At 69.9% G+C, this 21181-nt stretch carries 14 protein-coding genes; 1 reads left to right on the forward strand and 13 read right to left on the reverse strand.

Annotation, left to right across the window (positions count from 1 at the left end; all coding sequences use genetic code 11):
• The 10 genes from atzF to A3OM_RS0107260 all read right to left on the reverse strand — a co-directional run bounded on the left by atzF (position 1) and on the right by A3OM_RS0107260 (position 13598).
• On the reverse strand, positions 1-1800 hold the full coding sequence (gene atzF, locus A3OM_RS0107215) for an allophanate hydrolase (RefSeq protein WP_018043064.1): 1800 nt from the start codon (positions 1798-1800) through the stop codon (positions 1-3).
• Between the two features lie 22 nt (positions 1801-1822).
• On the reverse strand, positions 1823-5485 hold the full coding sequence (gene uca / locus A3OM_RS0107220) for an urea carboxylase (RefSeq protein WP_018043065.1): 3663 nt from the start codon (positions 5483-5485) through the stop codon (positions 1823-1825).
• Complete coding sequence (locus tag A3OM_RS0107225) at positions 5485-6105, reverse strand: urea amidolyase associated protein UAAP2 (RefSeq protein WP_018043066.1); 621 nt, start codon at positions 6103-6105, stop codon at positions 5485-5487. The genes uca and A3OM_RS0107225 overlap by 1 nt, the downstream gene beginning before the upstream one ends.
• A 15-nt stretch (positions 6106-6120) precedes the next feature.
• The gene (locus A3OM_RS0107230) at positions 6121-6930 is read right to left on the reverse strand and encodes an urea amidolyase associated protein UAAP1 (RefSeq protein WP_018043067.1); all 810 of its coding nucleotides are present in this window, start codon (positions 6928-6930) and stop codon (positions 6121-6123) included.
• Between the two features lie 96 nt (positions 6931-7026).
• Positions 7027-7488 (reverse strand): cupin domain-containing protein, encoded by a 462-nt coding sequence (locus tag A3OM_RS0107235; protein ID WP_245257769.1) that lies wholly within the window; start codon positions 7486-7488, stop codon positions 7027-7029.
• 230 nt (positions 7489-7718) lie between these two features.
• Positions 7719-9092: a type III glutamate--ammonia ligase gene (glnT, locus tag A3OM_RS0107240; protein WP_018043069.1), complete on the reverse strand. Its 1374-nt coding sequence runs from the start codon at positions 9090-9092 to the stop codon at positions 7719-7721.
• A gap of 17 nt (positions 9093-9109) precedes the next feature.
• On the reverse strand, positions 9110-9886 hold the full coding sequence (locus tag A3OM_RS0107245; RefSeq protein ID WP_043764519.1) for a creatininase family protein: 777 nt from the start codon (positions 9884-9886) through the stop codon (positions 9110-9112).
• 603 nt (positions 9887-10489) lie between these two features.
• Positions 10490-11443 (reverse strand): ABC transporter ATP-binding protein, encoded by a 954-nt coding sequence (locus A3OM_RS0107250; RefSeq protein ID WP_018043071.1) that lies wholly within the window; start codon positions 11441-11443, stop codon positions 10490-10492.
• Positions 11440-12585, reverse strand: a complete 1146-nt coding sequence (locus A3OM_RS0107255) for an ABC transporter permease (protein ID WP_157196452.1) — start codon at positions 12583-12585, stop codon at positions 11440-11442. Before A3OM_RS0107255 ends, A3OM_RS0107250 begins: the two co-directional genes overlap by 4 nt.
• Positions 12582-13598 (reverse strand): ABC transporter substrate-binding protein, encoded by a 1017-nt coding sequence (locus A3OM_RS0107260; RefSeq protein ID WP_018043073.1) that lies wholly within the window; start codon positions 13596-13598, stop codon positions 12582-12584. Before A3OM_RS0107260 ends, A3OM_RS0107255 begins: the two co-directional genes overlap by 4 nt.
• A 102-nt stretch (positions 13599-13700) precedes the next feature.
• Between A3OM_RS0107260 and nikR the strand changes: the two genes are divergently transcribed.
• Positions 13701-14219, forward strand: coding sequence for a nickel-responsive transcriptional regulator NikR (gene nikR, locus A3OM_RS0107265; protein WP_018043074.1), 519 nt, complete (start codon positions 13701-13703; stop codon positions 14217-14219).
• Between the two features lie 216 nt (positions 14220-14435).
• On the opposite strand, the gene A3OM_RS0107270 is transcribed toward nikR, so the two are convergent.
• From A3OM_RS0107270 to A3OM_RS0107280, 3 genes are read right to left on the reverse strand one after another with little or no spacing between them, the layout of a single operon-like run.
• Positions 14436-15353 (reverse strand): transglutaminase family protein, encoded by a 918-nt coding sequence (locus A3OM_RS0107270; protein ID WP_018043075.1) that lies wholly within the window; start codon positions 15351-15353, stop codon positions 14436-14438.
• The gene (locus A3OM_RS0107275) at positions 15350-17881 is read right to left on the reverse strand and encodes a circularly permuted type 2 ATP-grasp protein (protein WP_051074306.1); all 2532 of its coding nucleotides are present in this window, start codon (positions 17879-17881) and stop codon (positions 15350-15352) included. The genes A3OM_RS0107270 and A3OM_RS0107275 overlap by 4 nt, the downstream gene beginning before the upstream one ends.
• The gene (locus tag A3OM_RS0107280; RefSeq protein WP_018043077.1) at positions 17878-21147 is read right to left on the reverse strand and encodes a transglutaminase family protein; all 3270 of its coding nucleotides are present in this window, start codon (positions 21145-21147) and stop codon (positions 17878-17880) included. Before A3OM_RS0107280 ends, A3OM_RS0107275 begins: the two co-directional genes overlap by 4 nt.
• Positions 21148-21181: the final 34 nt, after the last annotated feature.

Here is a 21181-nt window from a genome sequence, read left to right on the forward strand (position 1 = left end):
TCAGCGGGAGGCGAGATAGGCGCGCCAGCCGCCGTGGACTGTGATGTCCTCGGCGCCCGCCACCGCATGGGCCTCGCACAGGAACCCGGAGACGTCCGAGCCGTCCTCCAGGGTGAGCTTGCCGATGCCGAGGGGGGCGGGGATCGCGGCGGTGAAGCGGCCGAAGCCCGCCGGGGGCAGGGCCCAGATCTCGACCTCCAGCCCGCCGCCGGCAAAGCCCGGCTCGTGGACCAGGCCGGGCTTGGCCGGCCGGGTGCCGGGCAGGGCGTAGAGGCGGTACGCGCCCGAGGTCCGCGCCGCCCGCACCTTCCTGCCGCCGAGATCGGTGAGTTGGTGGTTGAGGGGCAGGCCCGTGAGATGGGCGCCCACCACCGCGATGGCGATCTCGTCCGCCTCCGGGGCCGGCACCCGGCTGGCCTCGGGCAGAATCGCGCCGCGTGCGATCCCCATTCCGCACGCCGCCGCGCGGTGGAGCGCGTCGGCCCAGTGGCCCAAAGCCTCGTCGCTGAAGCCGGGGCCGACGAGCGTCACGCCGCCGGGCAATCCATCGGCGCCGAAGCCTCCGGGCACCGCGATCGCGGCGAGGCCGAGAAGGTTGGCGAAGTTGGTGTAATGCCCGAAATGGCTGTTGAGGCGGATCGGGTCGGCCAGCATCTCTTCCACCGTGTAGGTGGTGGGCGAGGTCGGCAGGAGCAGGATGTCGATCTCCGCCCAGGTCGCCTCGGTGCGCCGCCGCAGGGCCTCGAACGCGTAGCGGCCCTCGAACGCATCGACGGCGCTGTAGTCCTTGGCGGACTCGACGATGCTCCTCACGCTCGGGTCGAGGGCGTCGGCATTCCCGGCGAAGAACCCGGCGATGGCGGCCAGGCGCTCGGCGACCCACGGCCCATTATAGAGCAGGGTCGCGATCTCGCGGAACGGCGCGTAATCGAACGGCACCGCCACGGCGCCCAGCGCTTCGAGGCGGGCGATGGCCGCATCGTAGAGCGCCTCGCGCTCGGCATCGCCGTAGAACTCGCGCTCGGCTGGGGTCGGGACGCCGAAGCGCAGGCCCCGGGCGGGGAGGGAATGCGGCACCGCCCGCCGCGAGAACGGATCGGCGGCATCGTACCCTTCCGCGATGCGGCGGATCGCGAGACCGTCGCCGACGGTCGCCGCGAAGATGCTGATGCAGTCGAGGCTGCGGCAGGCGGGGACGAGGCCCGTCGTGCTGAACAGGCCCGGCGTCGGCTTGATCCCCACGAGGTTGTTGAACATCGCCGGCACGCGGCCGGAGCCGGCCGTGTCGGTGCCCAGCGAAAAGCTCGCGAGCCCCGCCGCCACGGCGACCGCCGAGCCGGAGCTCGACCCGCCCGAGACATGGACGGCGCTGAACACGCTGCGCGGCGCGCCGTAGGGCGAGCGGGTGCCGTTGAGGCCGGTGGCGAACTGGTCGAGATTGGTCTTGCCCGTGCAGAACGCACCCGCCGCCTTCAGGCGCGCCACCACCTCGGCATCCGCTTTCGCATCGTAGGCGAAGGCCGGGCAGGCCGCCGTCGTCGGCAGGCCGGCGACGTCGATATTGTCCTTCACCGCGAAGGGCACGCCCCAGAGCGGCAATGAGTTCGGCTCGGGGTAGCGCGCCATCAGATCCCGCGCCGCGTTCACCAACGCTTCCCGGTCGAGGGCGGTGATGAAGATGGCGGGGTCCGTCGACGCCTCCATCCTTTCGGCGACGGCCTCAGCAACGGTGACGGGGGTGGCACGGCCCGACGCGTAAAGGGCGCGCAGGGTCGACAGGTCGAGGATGGTCGGCAGCATGTCGGTCGGCTCTCTCACCTGCTCAGATCTCTTCGAGGATGGCGACGAGATCGCCGCCGCGCAGGGTGCGGCCCGGCTTCACCCGGACCTCACGCACGATTCCCGCCACCGGGGCGGACACGGCGATCTCCATCTTCATCGATTCGAGGATCGCCACCGTCTCGCCGGCCGCGACGCTCTGGCCTTCCTCGACCAGCACCTTCCAGACATTGCCCGGCACGGTGGTCGGCACGCCCACATGGCCGGCCGGCACCGCATCCTCCTCGCCCACGGGCGCGCCCTCGTCGGCGACGAAACTGTCGAGCCCCTCATCCTGCCAGCGCTGCCGCTCGGCCTCGAAGGCGGTCTGCTGGCGCAGCTTCGCGGCCGTGATCTCGACGGCGTTGCGGGCGAGCTCGGCCCGGTGCTCGGCATAGGAGAACGTGCCCTCCTCGATGGTCAGCGGGTAGGCCCCGTGCGGGAAGGCGGCGCGCGCCTCCGTCAGTTCGTCGTGGCTCACGGGGAAGAAGCGGATGCGGTCGAACGGGCGCAGCAGCCAGGGATGGCCGGGGACGAATTCCTTCGTCATCCGCCAGGTGTTCCAGATCTGGATGGTGCGGCCGAAGAGCTGGTACCCGCCGGGCCCCTCCATGCCGTAGATGCACATATAGGCGCCGCCGATGCCCACCGCGTTCTCCGGCGTCCAGGTACGGGCGGGGTTGTACTTGGTGGTGACGAGGCGGTGGCGCGGGTCCACCGGCGTCGCCACCGGCGCGCCGAGATAGACGTCGCCCAGCCCCATCACGAGATAGCTCGCATCGAAGATGATGCGTTTTACGTCAGCTTCCGACTCCAAGCCATTGATGCGGCGGATGAACTCGATGTTCGAGGGGCACCAGGGCGCGTTGGGGCGGACCAGTTCCTGGTACTTGCGCATGGCGAGTTCGGCCTGCGGGTCGTTCCAGGACAGGGGCAGATGGACCACGCGGCTCGGCACCGTCACGTCCTCGACGGCGGGCAGGGCGGCCTCGATCTCGCGCAACTGCCCGAGGAGACGGGATCGCGGCAGCGTGGTGCCGTCGTAATGGATCTGGAGCGAGCGGATGCCGGGCGTCAGGTCGATGAGACCGGGCAACTGCGCCTCGGCCACCGCCTCTGCCAGGAGGTGGACCCGCAGACGGATGCCGATATCGAGGGCCATCGGCCCGTATTCGACCAGCAGGTTGTCGTCGCCCTGGCGGCGGTAGACCACCGGCACGGGGCCGGAGGAGTCGGTGGCGAGGATGGGCGAGCCGGCGCGATCTTTCCCTCCCCCCAATCCAACGACCTCATCCTGAGGTGCCGCGCAAGCGGCCTCGAAGGAGGCCTCCAGGGGGCGCGGCGTTCTCTGGAGCCCTCCTTCGAGGCCTCCGCTACGCTCCGGCGCCTCAGGATGAGGATGTGGTTGGGACAGGACGAAGGAATCGTCCCCCACCCGCGCCACCGCCCTGAACCGCACCGTATCCCCCGGCCGCAGCTGGCCCATCTTCCACTGCTCGTCGCGGGCGATCACCGCCGGGCAGACGAAGCCGCCGAGACTCGGGCCGTCCGGCCCCAGGAGGATCGGCATGTCGCCGGTGAAGTCGATGGAGCCGATGGCGTAGGCGTTGTCGTGGAGGTTCGACGGGTGCAGCCCCGCCTCGCCGCCGTCGCTGCGTGCCCAGAGCGGGGTCGGGCCGACGAGACGCACGCCGGTGCGGGCCGAGTTGAAGTGAACCTCGTAAGAGGCTGAGAACAAGTCCGAAATGTCCTCGTCCCGGAAGAAGTCCGGCGCGCCGTGCGGCCCGTAGACCACGCCGATCTCCCAGGCATGGGTGAGGGGCGCAGGCTCGGGCATCGAGGCTTCGACCTCGGGCGCATCGCCGAGGTGGAGGACGTCGCCGGCCTTGAGGACGCCGGTGGCGTGGCCGCCGAAGGCGCCGAGCGCGAAGGTCGCCCGCGAGCCGAGGACGACCGGCGCGGCGAAACCGCCGCGCAGGGCGAGGTAGCTGCGCTGTCCGGGGCCGGCGATGGCGCCGACGCTCAACGTCTGGCCGGGCTCGACCGCGAAAGCCTTCCCGTGAGGCTGCGCGACCCCGTCGAGGCGCACGGTCATCGCGGCCCCGGCGAGGGCCACGGTGGCGGCGGCGTGGAAGCGCAGGGTCGGCCCGGACACGGTGAGTTCCAGGGCGCAGGTGTCGGGCGGGTTGCCCACGAGGGCGTTGGCGTCGCGGAACGAGCGCGCATCCATCGGCCCGCTCGGCGGCACGCCCACATGCCAGAGCCCGATGCGGCCGGGCAGTTCCTGCAGGCTCGATTGCGCGCCGGGGACCAGCACCTCGATGCTGCGCGGCGCATAGGGAAAGTCGCGCAACGCCGTGGTGGCGACCCGGCCCGAGGCGAAGAGCTCGGAACCGGCGATGGCGCGCAGATAATCGAGGTTGGTCTCGATCCCCGAGACCGCGCTGTCGTCGAGGGCCTGGCGCAAGGCGGCGAGCGCCGCCGGGCGATCCTCGCCGGTCACGATGATCTTGGCGAGCATCGGGTCGTAGTTGGTGGTGACCTCGGTGCCGGTCTCGATCCAGCCGTCGATGCGGGCCTCGGCGGGGAACCGCACCTCGGTGAGGAGGCCGGCGCTCGGGGCGAAATTGGCGTGCGGAATCTCGGCATAGAGCCGCGCTTCCATGGCGGCACCGCGCGGGACCAGGGGGCCGGCGGCAGCGATCACGTCCTCGCCCGCCGCCTGGCGGATCATCCATTCGACGAGATCGATGCCGAACACCGCCTCGGTGACCGGATGCTCGACCTGGAGCCGGGTGTTCACTTCGAGGAAGGAGAAATCCTCGCGGACGGGATCGTAGATATACTCCACCGTCCCCGCCGAGGCGTAGGCGACGCTCGTCCCCAGGGCCACCGAGGCCGCGTGGAGGCGTGCACGCACGGCGTCCGACAGGCCCGGCGCCGGCGTTTCCTCGATGACCTTCTGGTTGCGGCGCTGGAGCGAGCAGTCGCGCTCGCCCAGCGCCACCACGCGGCCCGCGCCGTCGCCGAAGATCTGCACCTCCACATGGCGCGCCTCGCCGACGAAGCGTTCGAGATAGACGCGGGCATCGCCGAAGCTGGCGCGGGCCGTGCGCTCCACGCTGGTATAGTGCTCGCGGAGCTCGTCGGCCGAGGCGCAGAGGCGCATGCCGATGCCGCCGCCGCCGGCGGTGCTCTTGAGCATCACCGGGTAGCCGATGGTCTCGGCGGCTGCGATCGCCGCGTCGAGATCCGGCAGCAGGCCGGTGCCGGGAAGGAGGGGCACGCCGCTGGCCCGCGCGAGGTCGCGCGCCGTGTGCTTGAGGCCGAAGGCGCGCAGGTGCTCGGGCTTCGGGCCGATGAAGACGATGCCGTCGGCCGCCAGACGCTCGGCGAAGGCCACGTTCTCCGACAGGAAGCCGTAGCCGGGATGGACGGCCTGCGCCCCCGTCGCCTTGCAGGCGGCGATCACGGCGTCGACGTTCAGGTAGCTCTCGGCGGCCGGGGCGGGTCCGAGGCGGACGGCCTCGTCCGCCTCCAGCACGCCGCGGGTGAACCGGTCGGCATCCGAGTAGACGGCCACGGACGCGACACCCATGCGCCGGCAGGTGCGGGCGATCCGCCGGGCGATCTCGCCGCGATTGGCGATGAGGATCTTGCCGAACATCAGCGCGCGTCCCGAATGGAGACGTGGATCGGCGTCGGGTTGAAGCCGTTGCAGGGGTTGTTGATCTGCGGGCAGTTCGAGATCACGCAGATCACGTCCATCTCCGCCGTGACCTCGACGTAGTCGCCGGGAGCGGAGACGCCGTCGACGATGGCGAGCTCGCCGTTCTGCTCGATGGGCACGTTCATGAAGAAGTTGATGTTGGGCGGGATGTCGCGCTTCGAGAGGCCGTATTTGGCGACTTCCAGGGCGAAATTCTCGCGGCAGGCATGGAGATAGCGGGTGGCGTGGCCGAAGCGGACGGTGTTCGCCTCGCAGGAGCAGGCCCCGGCCGAGGTATCGTGCCGGCCGCAGGAATCGGCGGTGACGGTGGCCATCACCCGGCCCTCGTTGGAGACGAGGCGCGTGCCCGTCGTCACATAGGCCGAGCCCTGGACGCGCAGGGTGTCCTGCGAGGAATAGCGCTCGCCCATGTCGCCGGCGCGGTAGAACAGGGTGTCCACCGCCTGGCAGCCGTCGGTGTCGGTGATGCGCAGAATCTGGCCCTTGCGCACGAGGCCGGACCAGGGCGCCTGGGCCGGCACGACCTCATTGAGGAGAAGCTGGGTGTCGTCGGTCATGATGCGTCCCTCCCGTCAGAAGCCGATGGCGGCGTTGTTCTCGAAGCCGCGCACGGCCTCGATCGTGGCGTTGCGGCAGAGATCGTCCACCGCCGGGACGGGCGCCCGGAAGCGGGTGACCACCACGGGGTTGGGCGCGTAATCCGGGTTCGGGTCGAGGGGGTGGGGGCAGTTCGAGAGGGTGACGAGGAGGTCGAGCTCGGCGCGCAGGTCCACGAAGTCGCCCGCGCGGCGGCCGGCCTCGTTCCAGGCGAAGCGCCCCTCCGCGCCCACGGAGACGGGGGCGAACAGCGTGATACAGGCGGGGATGTCGCGCCGGTCGAGCCCGGCCTTGAGGGCTGCGAGGACGAGGTTGTCGCGGGTGTTGCGATGGGGGCCGCCCGCGTAGCGCGCAGCATTGGATTCGGCGTTGGAACCACCGACGAGCGCGTCGTGCGCGCCGCAGGAATCCTCGATGAGCGAGAGCATCACCCGGCCCATGTCGGAGAACAGCACCCGGCCGCGCTGGAGGGCGGCGGTCCACTGCACCTTCACGGTGTCGGCGTAGTTCAGGCGTTCCGAGGTCTCGGCGGCGTTCCAGGCGACGAGGGCGACGCTCGACGGGCCATGTTCGAGGCCGATCCGCAGGGCTTCGCCGGCATTGAGCTCGAAGGTGCGATACCAGCCGCCGGGAATGGTCTCGGTATGGAGGATCGCCGCCTCGTCGAGGGGCAAGTCCCGCGAAGAGGGCGGTGGCAGGGTGCGCGGGGCATGCCCCTGGCCTTGCGCCTTCAGTTCCTCGTAGCGGCGCCGGTTCTCGGCGATGATGCTGGCTGTGTCGGTCATGCCCGTCTCCTCAAAGCTGTTCTCCGGGTCGTCCCGGAAAAACAGCCCTGGCGCGGCCGGGTCGTCCCGGCGGGCATGCGTCGTTAGGGGTGCTGCTTAACCCGGCGGACCACCGAGTGTGAAGTACTTGCGCATCGGCTCCCTGACGTCCCAGGTGCCGGAGAAACCGGCGGGAGAGACGAAGGCGTCCCCCGCCCGGTAGGTCTTGGCGAGCCCGTCCCCGTCCGTGACCACCACCACCCCTTCGAGGATGTGCACGAACTCGTTCTGGGCGAACTCGATGTGCCATTTGCCCGGCTGGCAGGTCCAGGTTCCGGCCGAGAAGAGACCGTCGTCGCTCTGGTAGGCGACGCTCACCGTCTGGGCCGGATCGCCCGAGACGATCCGGCCCGGGTCCGGCCGGTAGGGCTTGCAGGGGCGGGGCGACCCGGCGAAATCCACGGTCCGGACGCCGCTGCCCATGCCGGTCACGAGCGTCCCCATCGACCGCGCGCCGATTCCGCCGAACAGGGCGAGCAACGGACCGCCGAACGTATGAAGCAGTCGCGCAATCTCCACCGGACCATCTCCCCCGCAACCGCATCCGCGGCCGGCCGAATCCCGGCCACCCTTGCGAATACCAATAATGACAGCGGGAGAGAAGCATGAGTGTGTTGAGAATCCGCTTCGAGCGAGGGTTAACGACAAGCGAGGTTCGTATCGGCCCGCCAATGCTTCACCTCGCCAGGGACTTTGACGTGTCGCCGGTGTCACGATGCAAAACCGGCGACCACGTCTGTTGAGCCTGCCTAGAACAGATGGCTGTAGCGCTCGATCTCCCAGGCACTGACCGTGAGGTGATACTCCTCCCACTCGGCGCGCTTGTAGCGGATGAACTCGTCGCGGAGCGCCTTGCCCAGGGTCTTCTCCACCAGCGGGTCGGCGGCGAAGGCGTCCACCGCCTCGGCGAGGGTCTGGGGCAGGAACTCGATGCCGCGCTCGGCGCGCTGGGCGTCGGTGAGGTCGTAGAGGTTGTCCTCGTTGGGAGCCCCCGGATCGATCCGCTCGCGCACGCCCTCCAGACCCGCCGCCAGGACCAGGGCGGCGGCGAGGTAGGGATTGACCGCGCCGTCGGCGTTGCGGCTTTCGCAGCGTCCGCCGCCGGCCGGCACGCGCACCGAATTGGTGCGGTTGTTCGAGCCGTAGGAGTTGAACACCGGCGCCCAGGAAAAGCCGGCCATGGAGCCCTGGCGCACGAGGCGCTTGTAGCTGTTCACGGTCGGCGCGAAGGCGGCGCAGAGCGCCCGCCCGTGCTTCAGCACGCCGCCGATGAAGTGGTACCCGGTCTCGGTGAGGCCGAGGCCGCGCGGATCGTCTTTCGGGTCGCAGGCGAAGGCGTTCTTGCCCGTCTCCTTGTCGGAGAGGGACATGTTGAAATGCGCGCCATTGCCGGTGCGATCTGCAAAGGGTTTGGGCATCATCGTGGCGATGAGGCCTTCTTCCTTGGCATAGTGCTTGGCCATCATGCGGAAGAAGGTGAGCCGGTCGCACATGGTCAGGGCGTCGGCATAGTTGAAATCGAACTCGAACTGGCCGCAGGCATCCTCGTGGTCGAAGGAATACAAGTCCCATCCGAGATCGTTGATCGTGGTGGCGACCTTGTCGAGCCAGGTGAAGTTGTCGACGAAGCCGCGCACGTCGTAGCAGGGCTTCACCAGCTTATCGTCGGGGATCGGCGTGTGCAGCGAGCCGTCCGCCTCCTGCTTGAGCAGGAAGATCTCGCATTCGATGCCGAGGTTGAAGCCGAAGCCCATGGCCTCGGCATCCTTCAGCACGGTCTTCAGGGCGACGCGGGTGGAGAGCGGGTAGGGCTGGCCCTGGAAGGTGAGGTCGGCCGGGCACCAGGCCAATTTCGATTCCCAGGGCAGCTGGATCAGCTGCGAGAAGTCCGGCACCGAGGCGAGCTCGTCCTCGTTCGGGGCCTGGCCGAGCCCGTCGAGGGCATAGCCGGTATAGCGCTCGGACCCCGCCGCCATCTGCGGCAGGTGGTCGACGGGCACCACCTTGGCCTTCTGTGCGCCGTGGATGTCGACATAGGCGCCGATGACGTATTTCACGCCCTTGGCGCGCAGGTCGTCCTGCAGCTTGGCAATGGCGGGATCGATTTCGGTGGCATGCGCCATCGGGCGGCTCCTTGGTTTTAAGCGGAAACGGAGAAGGAATGGGGCAGCGGCGGGGTCTCGGAGAGGCCCCGCAGGACGAGGGCGGACAGGTCCTCGACCATCCAGCCGAACAGACGCTCCCCGTCTTCGAGGCTCGCCTGCGAGGGGCGTCCGGTGACGCCGTTCAGGCTCGTCCGGTTGACCGGATGGGAGAAGACGAGCCCCTCCGTCCGGTCGGGATCGTCCGCATCGGCGATGCGGTCCGGGCGCACGAGATCGGGCGCCGTCGCCATCATCAGCGCGGTCTCGGCGGCGTTGGCGTGCCAGTCGTCGGCGTCGGCGAAATGCGCGGCGCGGACGCGCTCGCTCACCGTGGCGGAGTTCACCAGGGCGACCATGAGGTCGTCATGGGCGGCGCGCAGCATCTCCAGGGCGCAGCGCAGGGGCGCGGCGTTGGTGACGTGGGCGTTGACGATGAACAGCCGCCGCACGCCCGACTGGTAGGCCGAGGTGCCGATCTGGGCCACGAGCCGCATCATCATCACGGGATCGAGGGTGATCGTACCGGGCCAGCGCCGGCTGTGCCCGAGGGAACAGCCATAGGGGAGGGTAGGGAGCACCGGCACGCGGGTCCGCGCCGAGACCGCATGGGTCAGGGCCTCGGCCAGGACGAAATCCATGCCCGTGCCGAGATGCGGCCCGTGCTGCTCGGTGGCCCCCACGGGCAGGATGGCGGCATAGGCGACGGCGGCGAGGTCGCCGGGGATCTCGTCCCAGGTGCGGTTCGCCCAGAGGAGGGGGGAGGGTGTGGTCATGGCCGGGACGACCAAAGGTCGACGACGACGCAGGCGCGGCCCCCTCTCCCCGCCGGGCGGGGAGAGGCCCGCAGGCACCCCGTCGTGCCAGCGGGTAACGCAGGCGAAGCCGAAGCGAGGGTGAGGGGGTGTCGACGGATGTGGCTCAACCGGAACCGCCCCCTCACCGTCGGCTGCCGCCTCGCTTCCTGCCCCGGCAAGGGGGCAGGAAGCCCTCTCCCCGCGAGCGGGGAGAGGGGGATGCGCTCAGCCGCACGCGAGACGGCGGCGAGGTCGCCGGGGATCTCGTCCCAGGTGCTGTTCGCCCAGAGGAGGGGGGAGGGTGTGGTCATGGCCGGGATGCCTGAAGGTCGACGACGCAGGCGCGCCCCCCTCTCCCCGCCGGGCGGGGAGAGGCCCGCCGGCACCCCGTCGTGCCGGCGGGTAGCGCAGGCGAAGCCGAAGCGAGGGTGAGGGGGTGTCGACGGATGTGGCTCATCCGGAACCGCCCCCTCACCGTCGGCTGCCGCCTCGCTTCCTGCCCCGGCAAGGGGGCAGGAAGCCCTCTCCCCGCACGCGGGGAGAGGGGGATGCGCACGACACCGGGAGAATGAGCGCGGGCCATCATTCCACCTCGTCCCCCGCAGACGTCATGCGCGTCACCACGTCGGGGGCGACGCTGTCTTCGGCCTCGTCCTTCGGCGGGTGGATCAGCGCATCGAGGCGGGCGCGGGTGGCGCGGAATTCGGGGGTGAGCGCCTGGTTGTGGCTGCGCGGGCGCGGCACCGGGACTTCGATGAGTTCGGCCACCTCGCCCGGATGGGCGCTGAGGACGAGGATGCGGTCGGCCAGATGCACCGCCTCGTCGAGGTCGTGGGTGATGAAGACGATGGTGATGTCGATCTTCTTCCAGATCTCGATGAGATAGGCCTGCATCCGGGCGCGCGACTGGGTGTCGAGGGCCGAGAACGGCTCGTCCATGAGCAGGATGCGCGGCCGGGTGGCCAGCGCCCGGGCGATGGCCACGCGCTGCTTCATGCCGCCGGAGAGCTGGTGCGGGTAGCTGTCGGCGAAGGCCTCCAGCCCGATCAGCGCCAGCCATTGCCGGGCCTCGCGCTCCGCTTCCCGACGCGGCGTGCCGTTCTCCTCCAGGCCGAAGGCGACGTTGCGCAGCACGCTGAGCCAGGGGAACAGGGTGTAGCCCTGGAACACCATGCCCCGGTCGGCCCCTGGCCCCGAGACCGGCACGCCCTCGACGCTGACCACGCCCGAGGTGGAAGTCTCGAGCCCGGCGAGGATGCGCACGAAGGTGGACTTGCCGCAGCCCGAAGGCCCGACGACGCAGAGGAACTCGCGCCGGTGGGTGACGAGGTCGATGTCCTTCAGGGCCACCGTGGTGCCGCCATCCGGCTTGCGGAAGGTCTTCGTCAGCTTCTCGACCCGGAGGGCGACCTCGCGGCTCTTCAGCTTCTCGAACCGGGCACGGACCGGCTCGCACTGGGTGCGGTAATCGCAGGCCTCGATCGGCAGGACGACGGGAGAGGCGACGGGCGAGGAGACGGGAGAGACCGAGTTCACGCTTCGCTCCTGTCGTAGGGGAACAGCCGGCGGCCGAGCCAGGCGAGGGCGAGATCCGTGGCCGAGCCGACGAGGCCGATGATGAGGATCGCGGCGTAGACGTTGTCGAAATGCTGGTAGCGGGCCTGCTGCGTGATGAAGAAGGTGATGCCCGACGAGGTGCCGATGAGTTCGGCGACGATGAGGTAGGTCCAGGCCCAGCCGAGCAGGATGCGCTGGTCGCGGTAGAGCTGCGGCAGCATCGCCGGCACGATCACCCGGCGGATGAGGCGGAGATTCCGCGCGCCGAGCGTCAGCGCCGCCTCGATCAGCAGGGGCTCGATCCGCCGCGTGGTGTTGGCGATGACCAGCACCTGCTGGAAGAAGGTGCCGATGACGATGATCGCGATCTTCGGCCCGTCATAGATGCCGAGGATGGCCACCATCAGCGCACCGAAGGCGGGGGCCGGCATGTAGCGCACGAACTCGATGACCGGCTCGGTGAGGCGCGCCAAAGTCGGCTGGGCGCCGCAGAGGATTCCCAGCGGCACGCCGATCAGCGACGACAGCAGGAAGCCGAGGGCGATGATCTGGATCGAGTGCCACAGGCTCAAGGGCAGGCGGATGGCGTCGCGCTGGGTCGGCTGGGCCGTCAGCGAGGTCCAGAACGCGGTGGCCACCTCGTGCGGGGCGGGGAGGTAGACCGGGTTGGCGGGCCTGCCCGCGGGCTCGGCGGTGCCGGCGGCCTTGGCCGAGGCGACCTCCTCCGCGAAGGCGGCCTTCGGCACGCGCATCCCCGGTTCCATCCAGGCGATGTCGCCGGGCTCGGTCACCTCCACCAGGGGATGCCACAGGAACGGCACGTAGGAGACCGCCGCCCAGGCGAGGAGCGGGATCAGGAACGACAGGATGGCGAGGCTCGTCCGCCGGCGTGGGGAGAGCGGCCGGGCCACGCCGACCCAGGAGCGGCGGCGGGGGGACGGCCGCAGGGCCGGCGCGTCCCTCCCCCCTTCGCGGGGGAGGGTGGTCGCGGAGCGACCGGGAGAGGGGGAGACCTCTCCGGAAATGGCGCTCCCCTCATCCGACCCGCGGCGCGGGCCACCTTCTCCCGCAGGGGGGAGAAGGGGCGCTCGCTCCACGCCCTGGCGCATCTCCGCGCTCATTTGCCGTCGGTCAGCGCGGGGTCGATGTAGCTCTTCACGTCCTGGGCGGTCTTGTAGACCTCGTACTTGACGTTGAAGGCGTCGGCGTAGCGGCTGGAGCCGTAGAGGGAGCCGAACCCGTCGGCATCCTTCATCACCTTGGCGCCCTCGGCCAGGGTGAGGAGCTTGGTGCCCTTGAGGAAGCGGGTGAAGGTGGGCGCGTCGATGCCGACCTTGGCCGCCATGATCGCCACCGCGTCGGGTTGCGTCTTCGGGTCCTGGATATAGGCGACGACCTTGTTCCAGACGCCGACGAACTTGATCCACTCGGCCCGGCGGCCCGACAGGCTGGCCGGCGAGACGGTGACCACGTCGTAGATCAGGCCCGGCTCGTCGGCGGAGGTGTAGAGCGGCTTGGCGCCGGCCGCGCCCTTCATCGCCTGCCCGGCGACGGGCTGCCACGCGCCGATGGCCGAGACGTCGCCGGAGGCGAGCACCTGCGGGGTCTCGTTGGTCTTGGCGTTGACCAGGGTGACGTCCGTCTCCTTGAGGCCGAGCTTGGCCAGGCCGTTGATGAGGAGGAGATGCTCGACCAGGCCGACTTCGAGGCCGACCTTCTTGCCCTTGAGGTCGGCCAGCGCCTTCACGCCGGGCTTGCCGACGATCATGTCGTTGCCGTTGGAATAATCGGTGAGCATGATCATGACGTTCTTGGCGCCGTTGCCGCCCATCACCAGGGCATCGCCGTTGGTGCAGGTGACGGCGTCGAGCTTGCCGGCGGAGAACGCGTCCATGGAGGCCGAGTAGTCGAACCACTCGAACTTCGCGTCAACACCGGCTTCCTTCAGCCAGCCCTTCTCGATGGCGACCTGCCAGGCCACCCAGCCGGGCCAGTCGCTGTAGCCGATGCGCAGGGGCTCGGCGGCGTGCGCCACGGGGATGGAGGCGGAGGCCGTGAGGAGGCCCAGGGCGAGGGCGCAGCCCGTGATGGCCTTGCGTCCGGCGGTCAGGATCGTGGAAAGGTGCATCTGCATTCTCCGAACCGCGTAGTACGATCGCTGGAAATCGTAATACCGATTGCGTTTCACCCATACAAGAGACGTGCCAGGTTCGGCCCGGCATGGAGGAGAGGCCCGATGGCCGGTGGCGACGAGACCGAATTGGGTGCCGATGACGGGGCGGTCCCGGAGGAGGGCGCGGGCGGGCGGCGCAAGCCGGTGAGCCGGATCAGCCTGTCGCTGTCCGAGGACCTGCTCTGCGAACTCGACACCATGGTGGGGGAGCGGGGCTTCGCCAGCCGCTCCCAGGCAGTGGCGACGATCCTCCACCGCTCGCTCGTGGAGCACCGACACAAGGTCGGCGACCGGGTGATGGTGGGCACGATCACGCTGTTCTACGATCATCTCGCGCCGGGCGTGCAGCAGCGTCTGGCCGACCTGCAGCGGCGCTACATCGCCGAGGTGATCTCCTCGCTCCACGTCCACCTGATGAACAACCAGACCCTCGAAGTGGTGCTGGTCCAGGGGCCGGCGGCGACGCTGCAGACCATCGCCGACACGATGATCACCGAGCGCGGCGTCATCTCCGGCCGGCTGGAACTCGCCGCGGCGCTGATCCCGCCGATCCATCCGTTCCAGGGGGAGGGGGGCGGGTGAGGCTTCCAGCAGCGTTGTGCGATCTGGATGCCTCCTTCGAGGCCTTCGCTTCGCTGCGGCACCTCAGGATGAGGATTTTGATGGGATGAGAATGAGTTACCGGGACCGAGGTTCGCCTTCCCACCCGACCACCTCATCCTGAGGCGCCGCGAAGCGGCCTCGAAGGAGGCCTCCAGAACTCGGAGCGCGGACTGGCCCCTCCTTCGAGGCCCGGATTCAGGCCGTTTCGGCCTCCGGCTCGCCCGCCGCCTCCGGCATCGCCTCGCCGTCGGGGATCACGTCCACCTCGACCTTGAGCTTCTGCGGGCCGGAGGAGGAGACGATGCCGTCGATGGGCGAGACGTCGGTGTAGTCGCGGCCCCGCGCCACCACGATGTGGTCGTCGCAGGCGCCGATGTTGTTGGTGGGATCGAGGCCGATCCAGCCATCCCCGCACCAGACCGAGACCCAGGCATGGCTGGCATCGGCGCCCCGCAGGCGCGGCCGGCCGGCGGGCGGGATGGTGCGGATGTAGCCGCTGACATAGGCGGCGGGCAGGCCGAGCCCGCGCAGGCCGGCGATCATGATATGCGCGAAATCCTGGCACACCCCCGCCCTGAGAGCGAAGGCCTCGGCCAGCGGCGTGTGGACGGTGGTCGCCTTGGCGTCGAAGGTGAAGTCGGTGCGGATGCGCCGCATCAGGTCGACGGCGCCGCCATAGGCGCTCCGGCCGGGGGTGAAACTCGCCCGGGCATAGTCGGTCACGTCCGGGTCGAGGGGAACCCTGACGCTCGGGAACACGAAATGCACGGGCGCGTCGGGCGCCATCGAGCGGCCGGAAATCGCCGTGTCGCGCACCGTCTCCCAGGGCATGCCGGATTCCGGCTGCGGCAGCGGCGGACGCTTGACCTCCACCCGCGAGAGGGCCTCCACCCGCAACTCGCTATGCGGGGTGTCGATCAGGAAGGTGACCACCTCCAGGCCGAAATAGTCGCGCCGCACGGTGCGGGTCCGCGGCGTCGGCGAGATCGTCAGCTCGCTCGACAGGACGCTCTGCCCCTCCCCGTCGCGCGGCTGCAGCCTGAGGGCGCAGCGGGCGTAGCGGACGGGCTTGCCGTAGCGGTAGGTGGTGAGGTGGCGCAGCGTATAGATCACGCGAGCCCCACCAGCTTTTCCGGCCGCATGGCATGCGGTCCGTTGGGGAAGTAGCGGGTGACGATCGCGTCGGCCAGGCCCTCGAAGGTGTTCTCGAGGCGGGACAGGGCCGCCCCGTCGAGCTCCGACGCCTCGGCCGTGGTGAATTCGGCGGCGAGCTTCTGGGCGAGGCGCCGGTGCGACTCGGGCAGGCCGTCGACGCGCAGCGCCGGCAGGTCGGCGAGATGCCGGCAGATCGCCTCGATCTGGAAAGCGACGGAGCGCGGGTTGAAGGGGTCGAGGAGCACCATGTCGCGCACCGGGTCGATGGCCACGCCCTGCATGTAGCGCGCGCCGAAGGAGACGTGCGAATCGCAGAGGGACAGCATGACGCCGAGATCCTCGGCCGTCGCCTCGTCCCCCGCGAACCGGGCGGCGAAGGAGCAGGTGTTGATCGCCCGCTCGATCCGGCGGCCGAGATCGACGAAGTGCCAGCCCGCCGTGCGGTTCATGTTCTCCTGCGCCAGCCCCGCCAGGGCGGCGATGTGGCCGAGCGCCCGCTCCGCCAGCCCGAGGAGTTCGGCCTCGGCCAGTTCCCTGGCCTCGTCGAGGTCGAGGAGGTCCCTCAGATCGGCCAGGGCGCGCCAGGCCTCGCTCGAGAGCCGCTCGCGCAGGGAGGCCGCGTTGTGGCGCGCCGACAGGCTGTGGGACAGGGCCGACCCGTAGGTCGCCCGCCCGCTCAGGGCTTCCTGTGCGAGTTTCGCCGTCGGCAGGTCGGGCGCTTCGATGGCGCCCCATTCGTCCAGCAGGGCGCGGATGCGGAGAGCGGTGGGCGCGCTCTCGGTGCCGGCCATGTCGGCGATCACCGCGTTCCCGACGCTGCCGAGATGAGCGATGACGAGGCGGATCACCGCCTCCGCCCGCTCCACGTAGCGGCCGAACCAGAACAGGTTGTCGGCCGCCCTGGACGGCAGGTGGCCGGCGATGCGGCGCACGCGGGGCGCGCCCGGATGCATCAGCGAGACGGGCTCCACCGGGCCGTCCGAGAGCACCCACACATCCGCCGACTTGATCCCGGCCCGCATCTCGATCGGGTTCACGTCGGGCCGCTCGGAGATGCGGCAGAAGCCGCCGGGCATCACCCGCCAGCCGTCGGGCGTCGCCGCCGCGAAGACGCGCAGCACGAAGGGGCGGGGCACGAGGCGCATCCCGTCGGGGCCGGGCTCCCAGCCCGGCATGGTGGAGAGGGGGGCGTGCTCCTGCGCCACGTAGTCGATCGGACGGTCGCGCAGGGCGGCCACCACGCGCTCGCGCTCGGCGACGATGGCGTGCGGCCCGAGGATGGCGTCGCGCCCCATGCCCTTGGTCGGGGTCGCCACCGGCCGCAGGTCCAGCCGTTCGAGGTTGTCGCGCACATGGGCGAGGGATTCGGGATCGCCGCACCACCAGCTCTTCGGCCCCTGGAGGCTGAGGTCGGTGCCGAGGAAGTAGCGTGCGATGCGCGGCAGGTAGGCCCCGAGCGCCCCCGATTCGAGGATGCCGGAACCCGGCATGTTGCCGACGACGAGGCTGCCGTCGCGCAGGGCCTCCAGCACGCCGGACACGCCGAGGCGCGAGGCCGGGTTGAGTTCGAGCGGGTCGAGATAGTCGGAATCGATGCGCCGCCACAGGGCGTCGATGCGCTTGAGGCCCGAGACGGTGCGCACATGCAGCACCCCGTCCTGCATCACGAGGTCGTCGCCCTCCACCAGCAGCAGGCCGAGATAGCGCGCCAGCGCCGCCTGCTCCACATAGGTCGAGCTCAAGGGGCCGGACGTCAGCAGGCCGATGCGCGGGTCGCTGCGCTGCGCGCCCATGACCAGCCCATCGCGAAACGCCTGGAAGAACGGGGCCAGGCGCTCGACGTGGAGGTCGGCATAGAGGTCCGGGAAGGCGCGGGTCAGCACCATCCGGTTCTCCAGCGCGTAGCCGGGGCCGGAGGGGGCCTGAGTCCTGTCGGCGAGCACCCGCCAGCGCCCGTCCGGCCCCCGGCCGATATCGGCGGCATAGAGCTTGAGCCAGCGCCCGCCCGGCGGCGTCACCCCCGAGAGCGGGCGCAGGAATTCTGGCGCACCGGCCACGAGGGCGGCCGGCAGCACCCCTTCCGACACCATCCGGCCGGGGCCGTAGATGTCCGAGACGATGGATTCCATCAGCCCGGCCCGCTGGACGATGCCGGCGCTGAGGGCGCGCCATTCGGCACCCTCGATCACCAGGGGCAGGGAACTGAGCGGCCAGGCATGCTCGCGCTGGTCGCCGTAGATCCGATACGAGATGCCGGTATCGCGGATGTGCCGCTCGGCCGAGGCGAAGCGGGCGGTGATCTCGGCTCCGCTGAGGGCGCCGAGGCGGTCGAGCAGACGTGGCCAGGCGCCTTTGCAAGGCCCTTCGCAAGGCCCGTCCGGCCCCGCGAACTCGTCCGGGATTCCGGGCCGAGGTCGGTAGTCCGAGGTCCAGCGCACGACATGCGACGCCGTTCCTCCGGCTGGCGCCTCGGCCATTTGGGTCATCTGGGTGCTGGCGTTCTGAGATCGAGGGTGAGCGGAAATTCGCGGCTGATCTCCTCGACCGGCATCTCGACCTTGCCGGGGGTGTGGCCGTGGGCCTGGAAGCGCGCGAGACGGCGCCCTTCGGCCTCGTAGGTGTTCACCGGGAAGGTCTCGTAGTTGCGCCCGCCGGGATGGCTGACATGGTAGCGGCAGCCGCCGAGTGAGCGTCCGCTCCACGCATCGAGGATATCGATGGTGAGGGGCGAATGCGCGGGGATCGTCGGATGCATCGAGGAGGCCGGCTGCCACGCCTTGAAGCGCAGGCCCGCCACCGCTTCGCCCACCGTGCCGGTGCCGGTCATCGGAAGGCGCCGGCCATTGCAGCTGATGACGTGGCGGCCGGGCACGAAGCCCTCGACCTTGACCTGCAGACGCTCCACCGAGCTGTCCACGTACCGCACCGTTCCACCGATCGCCCCCTCTTCGCCCAGCACGTGCCAGGGCTCCAATGCCTGCCGCAGTTCCAGCTTGACGCCGCCCTGCTCCACCGTCCCGAAGACGGGGAAGCGGAACTCGTACTGCGCCTGGAACGCCGCCGGGTCGAAGTCGTAACCGGCTTGGCGGAGGTCTTCCAGCACGCCGAGGAAGTCCGTCCAGAGGAAGTGGGGCAGCATGAAGCGATCGTGCAGGCCCGTGCCCCAACGGACACAGCCGCCCTCCTGCGGTTCGCGCCAGGCCCAGGCCACGATGGCCCGCAGCAGGAGTTGCTGGGCCAGACTCATGCGCGGGTCCGGCGGCATCTCGAAGGAGCGGAACTCCAGCAGGCCGAGACGGCCGGTGGGGCCGTCCGGCGAGTAGAGCTTGTCGATGCAGATCTCGGAGCGGTGGGTGTTGCCGGTGACGTCCACGAGGATGTTGCGGAAGATCCGGTCCACCAGCCAGCGCGGGATGTTGGGCTCGTCGGGTTTCGGCACCTGCGCCATGGCGATTTCGAGCTCGTAGAGCCCGTCGTGCCGGGCCTCGTCCATGCGCGGCGCCTGGCTCGTCGGGCCGATATAGAGGCCGGCGAACAGGTAGGAGAGCGAGGGGTGGCGCTGCCAGTAGAGCACGAGGCTCTTCAGCAGGTCCGGCCGGCGCAGGAACGGCGAATCGTTGGGCGTCGCGCCGCCCAGCACCACGTGGTTGCCGCCGCCGGTGCCGGTATGGCGGCCGTCGGTCATGAATTTCTGCGCGCCCAGGCGGATCTGGCGGGCATCCTCATAGAGTTCGCTGGTGATGGTCACGGCCTCGCGCCAGGAGGTGGCGGGATGCACGTTCACCTCGATGACGCCCGGATCGGGCGTGACCTTGATGACGTTGAGGCGCGGATCGAACGGCGGCTCGTAGCCCTCGATATGCAGGGGCTGCTTCAGCTCGGCGGCGACGGCCTCGAGATGTCCGATGAGTTCGAGATACTCGTCCACGCGCTGCAGTGGCGGCATGAACACACGCATCACCCCGTCCCGCGGCTCGACGGCGAGCGCCGTGCGCACGGCGACGCCGGTGACGCCCGATCCGTTCTCGGTCTTCGTGCCGGGATGGCCCTCGGGGAGCGCCCCCCGCTCCTCCAGCGGATCCTGGGGCTGGTAATAGGGGTAGTGTTCCGGCGGCACGAAGGGCAGCGAGCTCAAGGGCAGGCGATACCCCACCGGTGAATCGCCCGGCGTCAGGAAGGCGTGGGTACGGCGGAACTGCCAGGGTTCCGAGATCCAGCGGCGGTCGTCGGGATCGTCCTTGCCGAGCGGCAGGCTCGCCAGGGGGAGGGCATAGCCGGCGGCTTCGCCGAGGCCGCGCTCGAATACCCGCGCGATGCGGGCGTTGGTCTCGGGATTCGGGAACTTGGCGTCCGAGGTGGTGACGTTGATCGGCAGCTCCTCCCGCTTCTCCTCCCAGTAGATCGGATCCTCGAAGGCGGGGAACACGTAAGACTCGAGGCCGAGGCGCTTGGCGACGCCGTCGATCAGCGCCTTCGCCTTGCTGGAGGTGGCGTCACGCGGGCCGTCCTCCTTGGCGACCAGGTCCGGATTGCTCCAGATCGGCTTACCGTCCCGGCGCCAGTACAGGGCGAAGGCCCAGCGCGGCAGGCTCTCGCCCGGATACCACTTGCCCTGGCCGTAATGCAGCATGCCGCCCGGTCCGAAGCGGGTGCGCAGGCGCCGGATCAGCTTGTCGGCGAGGCCGCGCTTCGTCGGCCCCACGGCGGCGGCGTTCCACTCGGCCGATTCGAAATCGTCGATGGAGACGAAGGTCGGCTCGCCGCCCATGGTCAGGCGCACGTCCTGCTCGACGAGATCGACGTCGATCCGCTCGCCCAGCGCATCCATCTTGGCCCAGACCTCCTCGGAGAAGGGCTTGGTGATGCGCGGCGCCTCGTCCACGCGGGTCACCGTCATCTCGAAGCCGAACTCCACTTCGGCGGGTTCGGCGAGGCCCGAGATCGGCGCGGCGGACTGGTAGTGCGGGGTGGCGGCGAGCGGGATGTGACCCTCGCCGCAGAGGAGACCGGAGGTGGCGTCGAGGCCGATCCAGCCGGCGCCCGGCAGGTAGACCTCGGCCCAGGCGTGCAGGTCGGTGAAGTCGGTGGAGGTGCCGGCCGGGCCGTCCACCGCCGTCGTGTCGGGAATGAGCTGGATCAGGTAGCCGGAGACGAACCGTGCTGCGAGACCGATGCGGCGCAGCACCTGGACGAGGAGCCAGGCGGAGTCGCGGCAGGAGCCGCTCTTCAGAGTCAGCGTCTCGGCCGGCGTCTGGACGCCCGGCTCCATGCGCACGCCGTAGGTCACCTCGGAGGCGATCATGGCGTTGAGGGCCACGAGGAAGAGCACGGTGTTGGGCTGTTCCGGCAGCCGCTCGAGCAGCGCGTCGATCTCCGGTCCCGTGGCGTCGTCGGTGACGAGATAGGGCTTCAGCTCCGCCGTGAGGTCGCTCTCGTAGGCGAAGGGGCGGCTCTGGGCGTAGTCCTCCACGAAGAAGTCGAACGGATTGATCACCGCCATCTCGGCGATCAGATCGACCTCGATCTTCAGCTCGGTGGTCCGCTCGGGGAAGACCAGCCGGGCGAGCCAGTTCCCGTTCGGGTCCTGCTGCCAGTTGATGAAGTGGTTCTCCGGCAGGATCTTCAGGGAATAGGCCGGCACGGACGAGCGCGTATGCGGCGCGGGGCGCAGGCGGATCACCTGTGGTCCGAGCTGGATCGGCCGATCGTACTTGTAGTGGGTGACGTGGTGGAGGGCGGCTTTGATGGACACGGGGACTCCCGCTGGTTCAGACGTGGTGCCGGGC

Source organism: Methylobacterium sp. 88A, assembly GCF_000376345.1.
GTDB classification, from domain to species: domain Bacteria; phylum Pseudomonadota; class Alphaproteobacteria; order Rhizobiales; family Beijerinckiaceae; genus Methylobacterium; species Methylobacterium bullatum.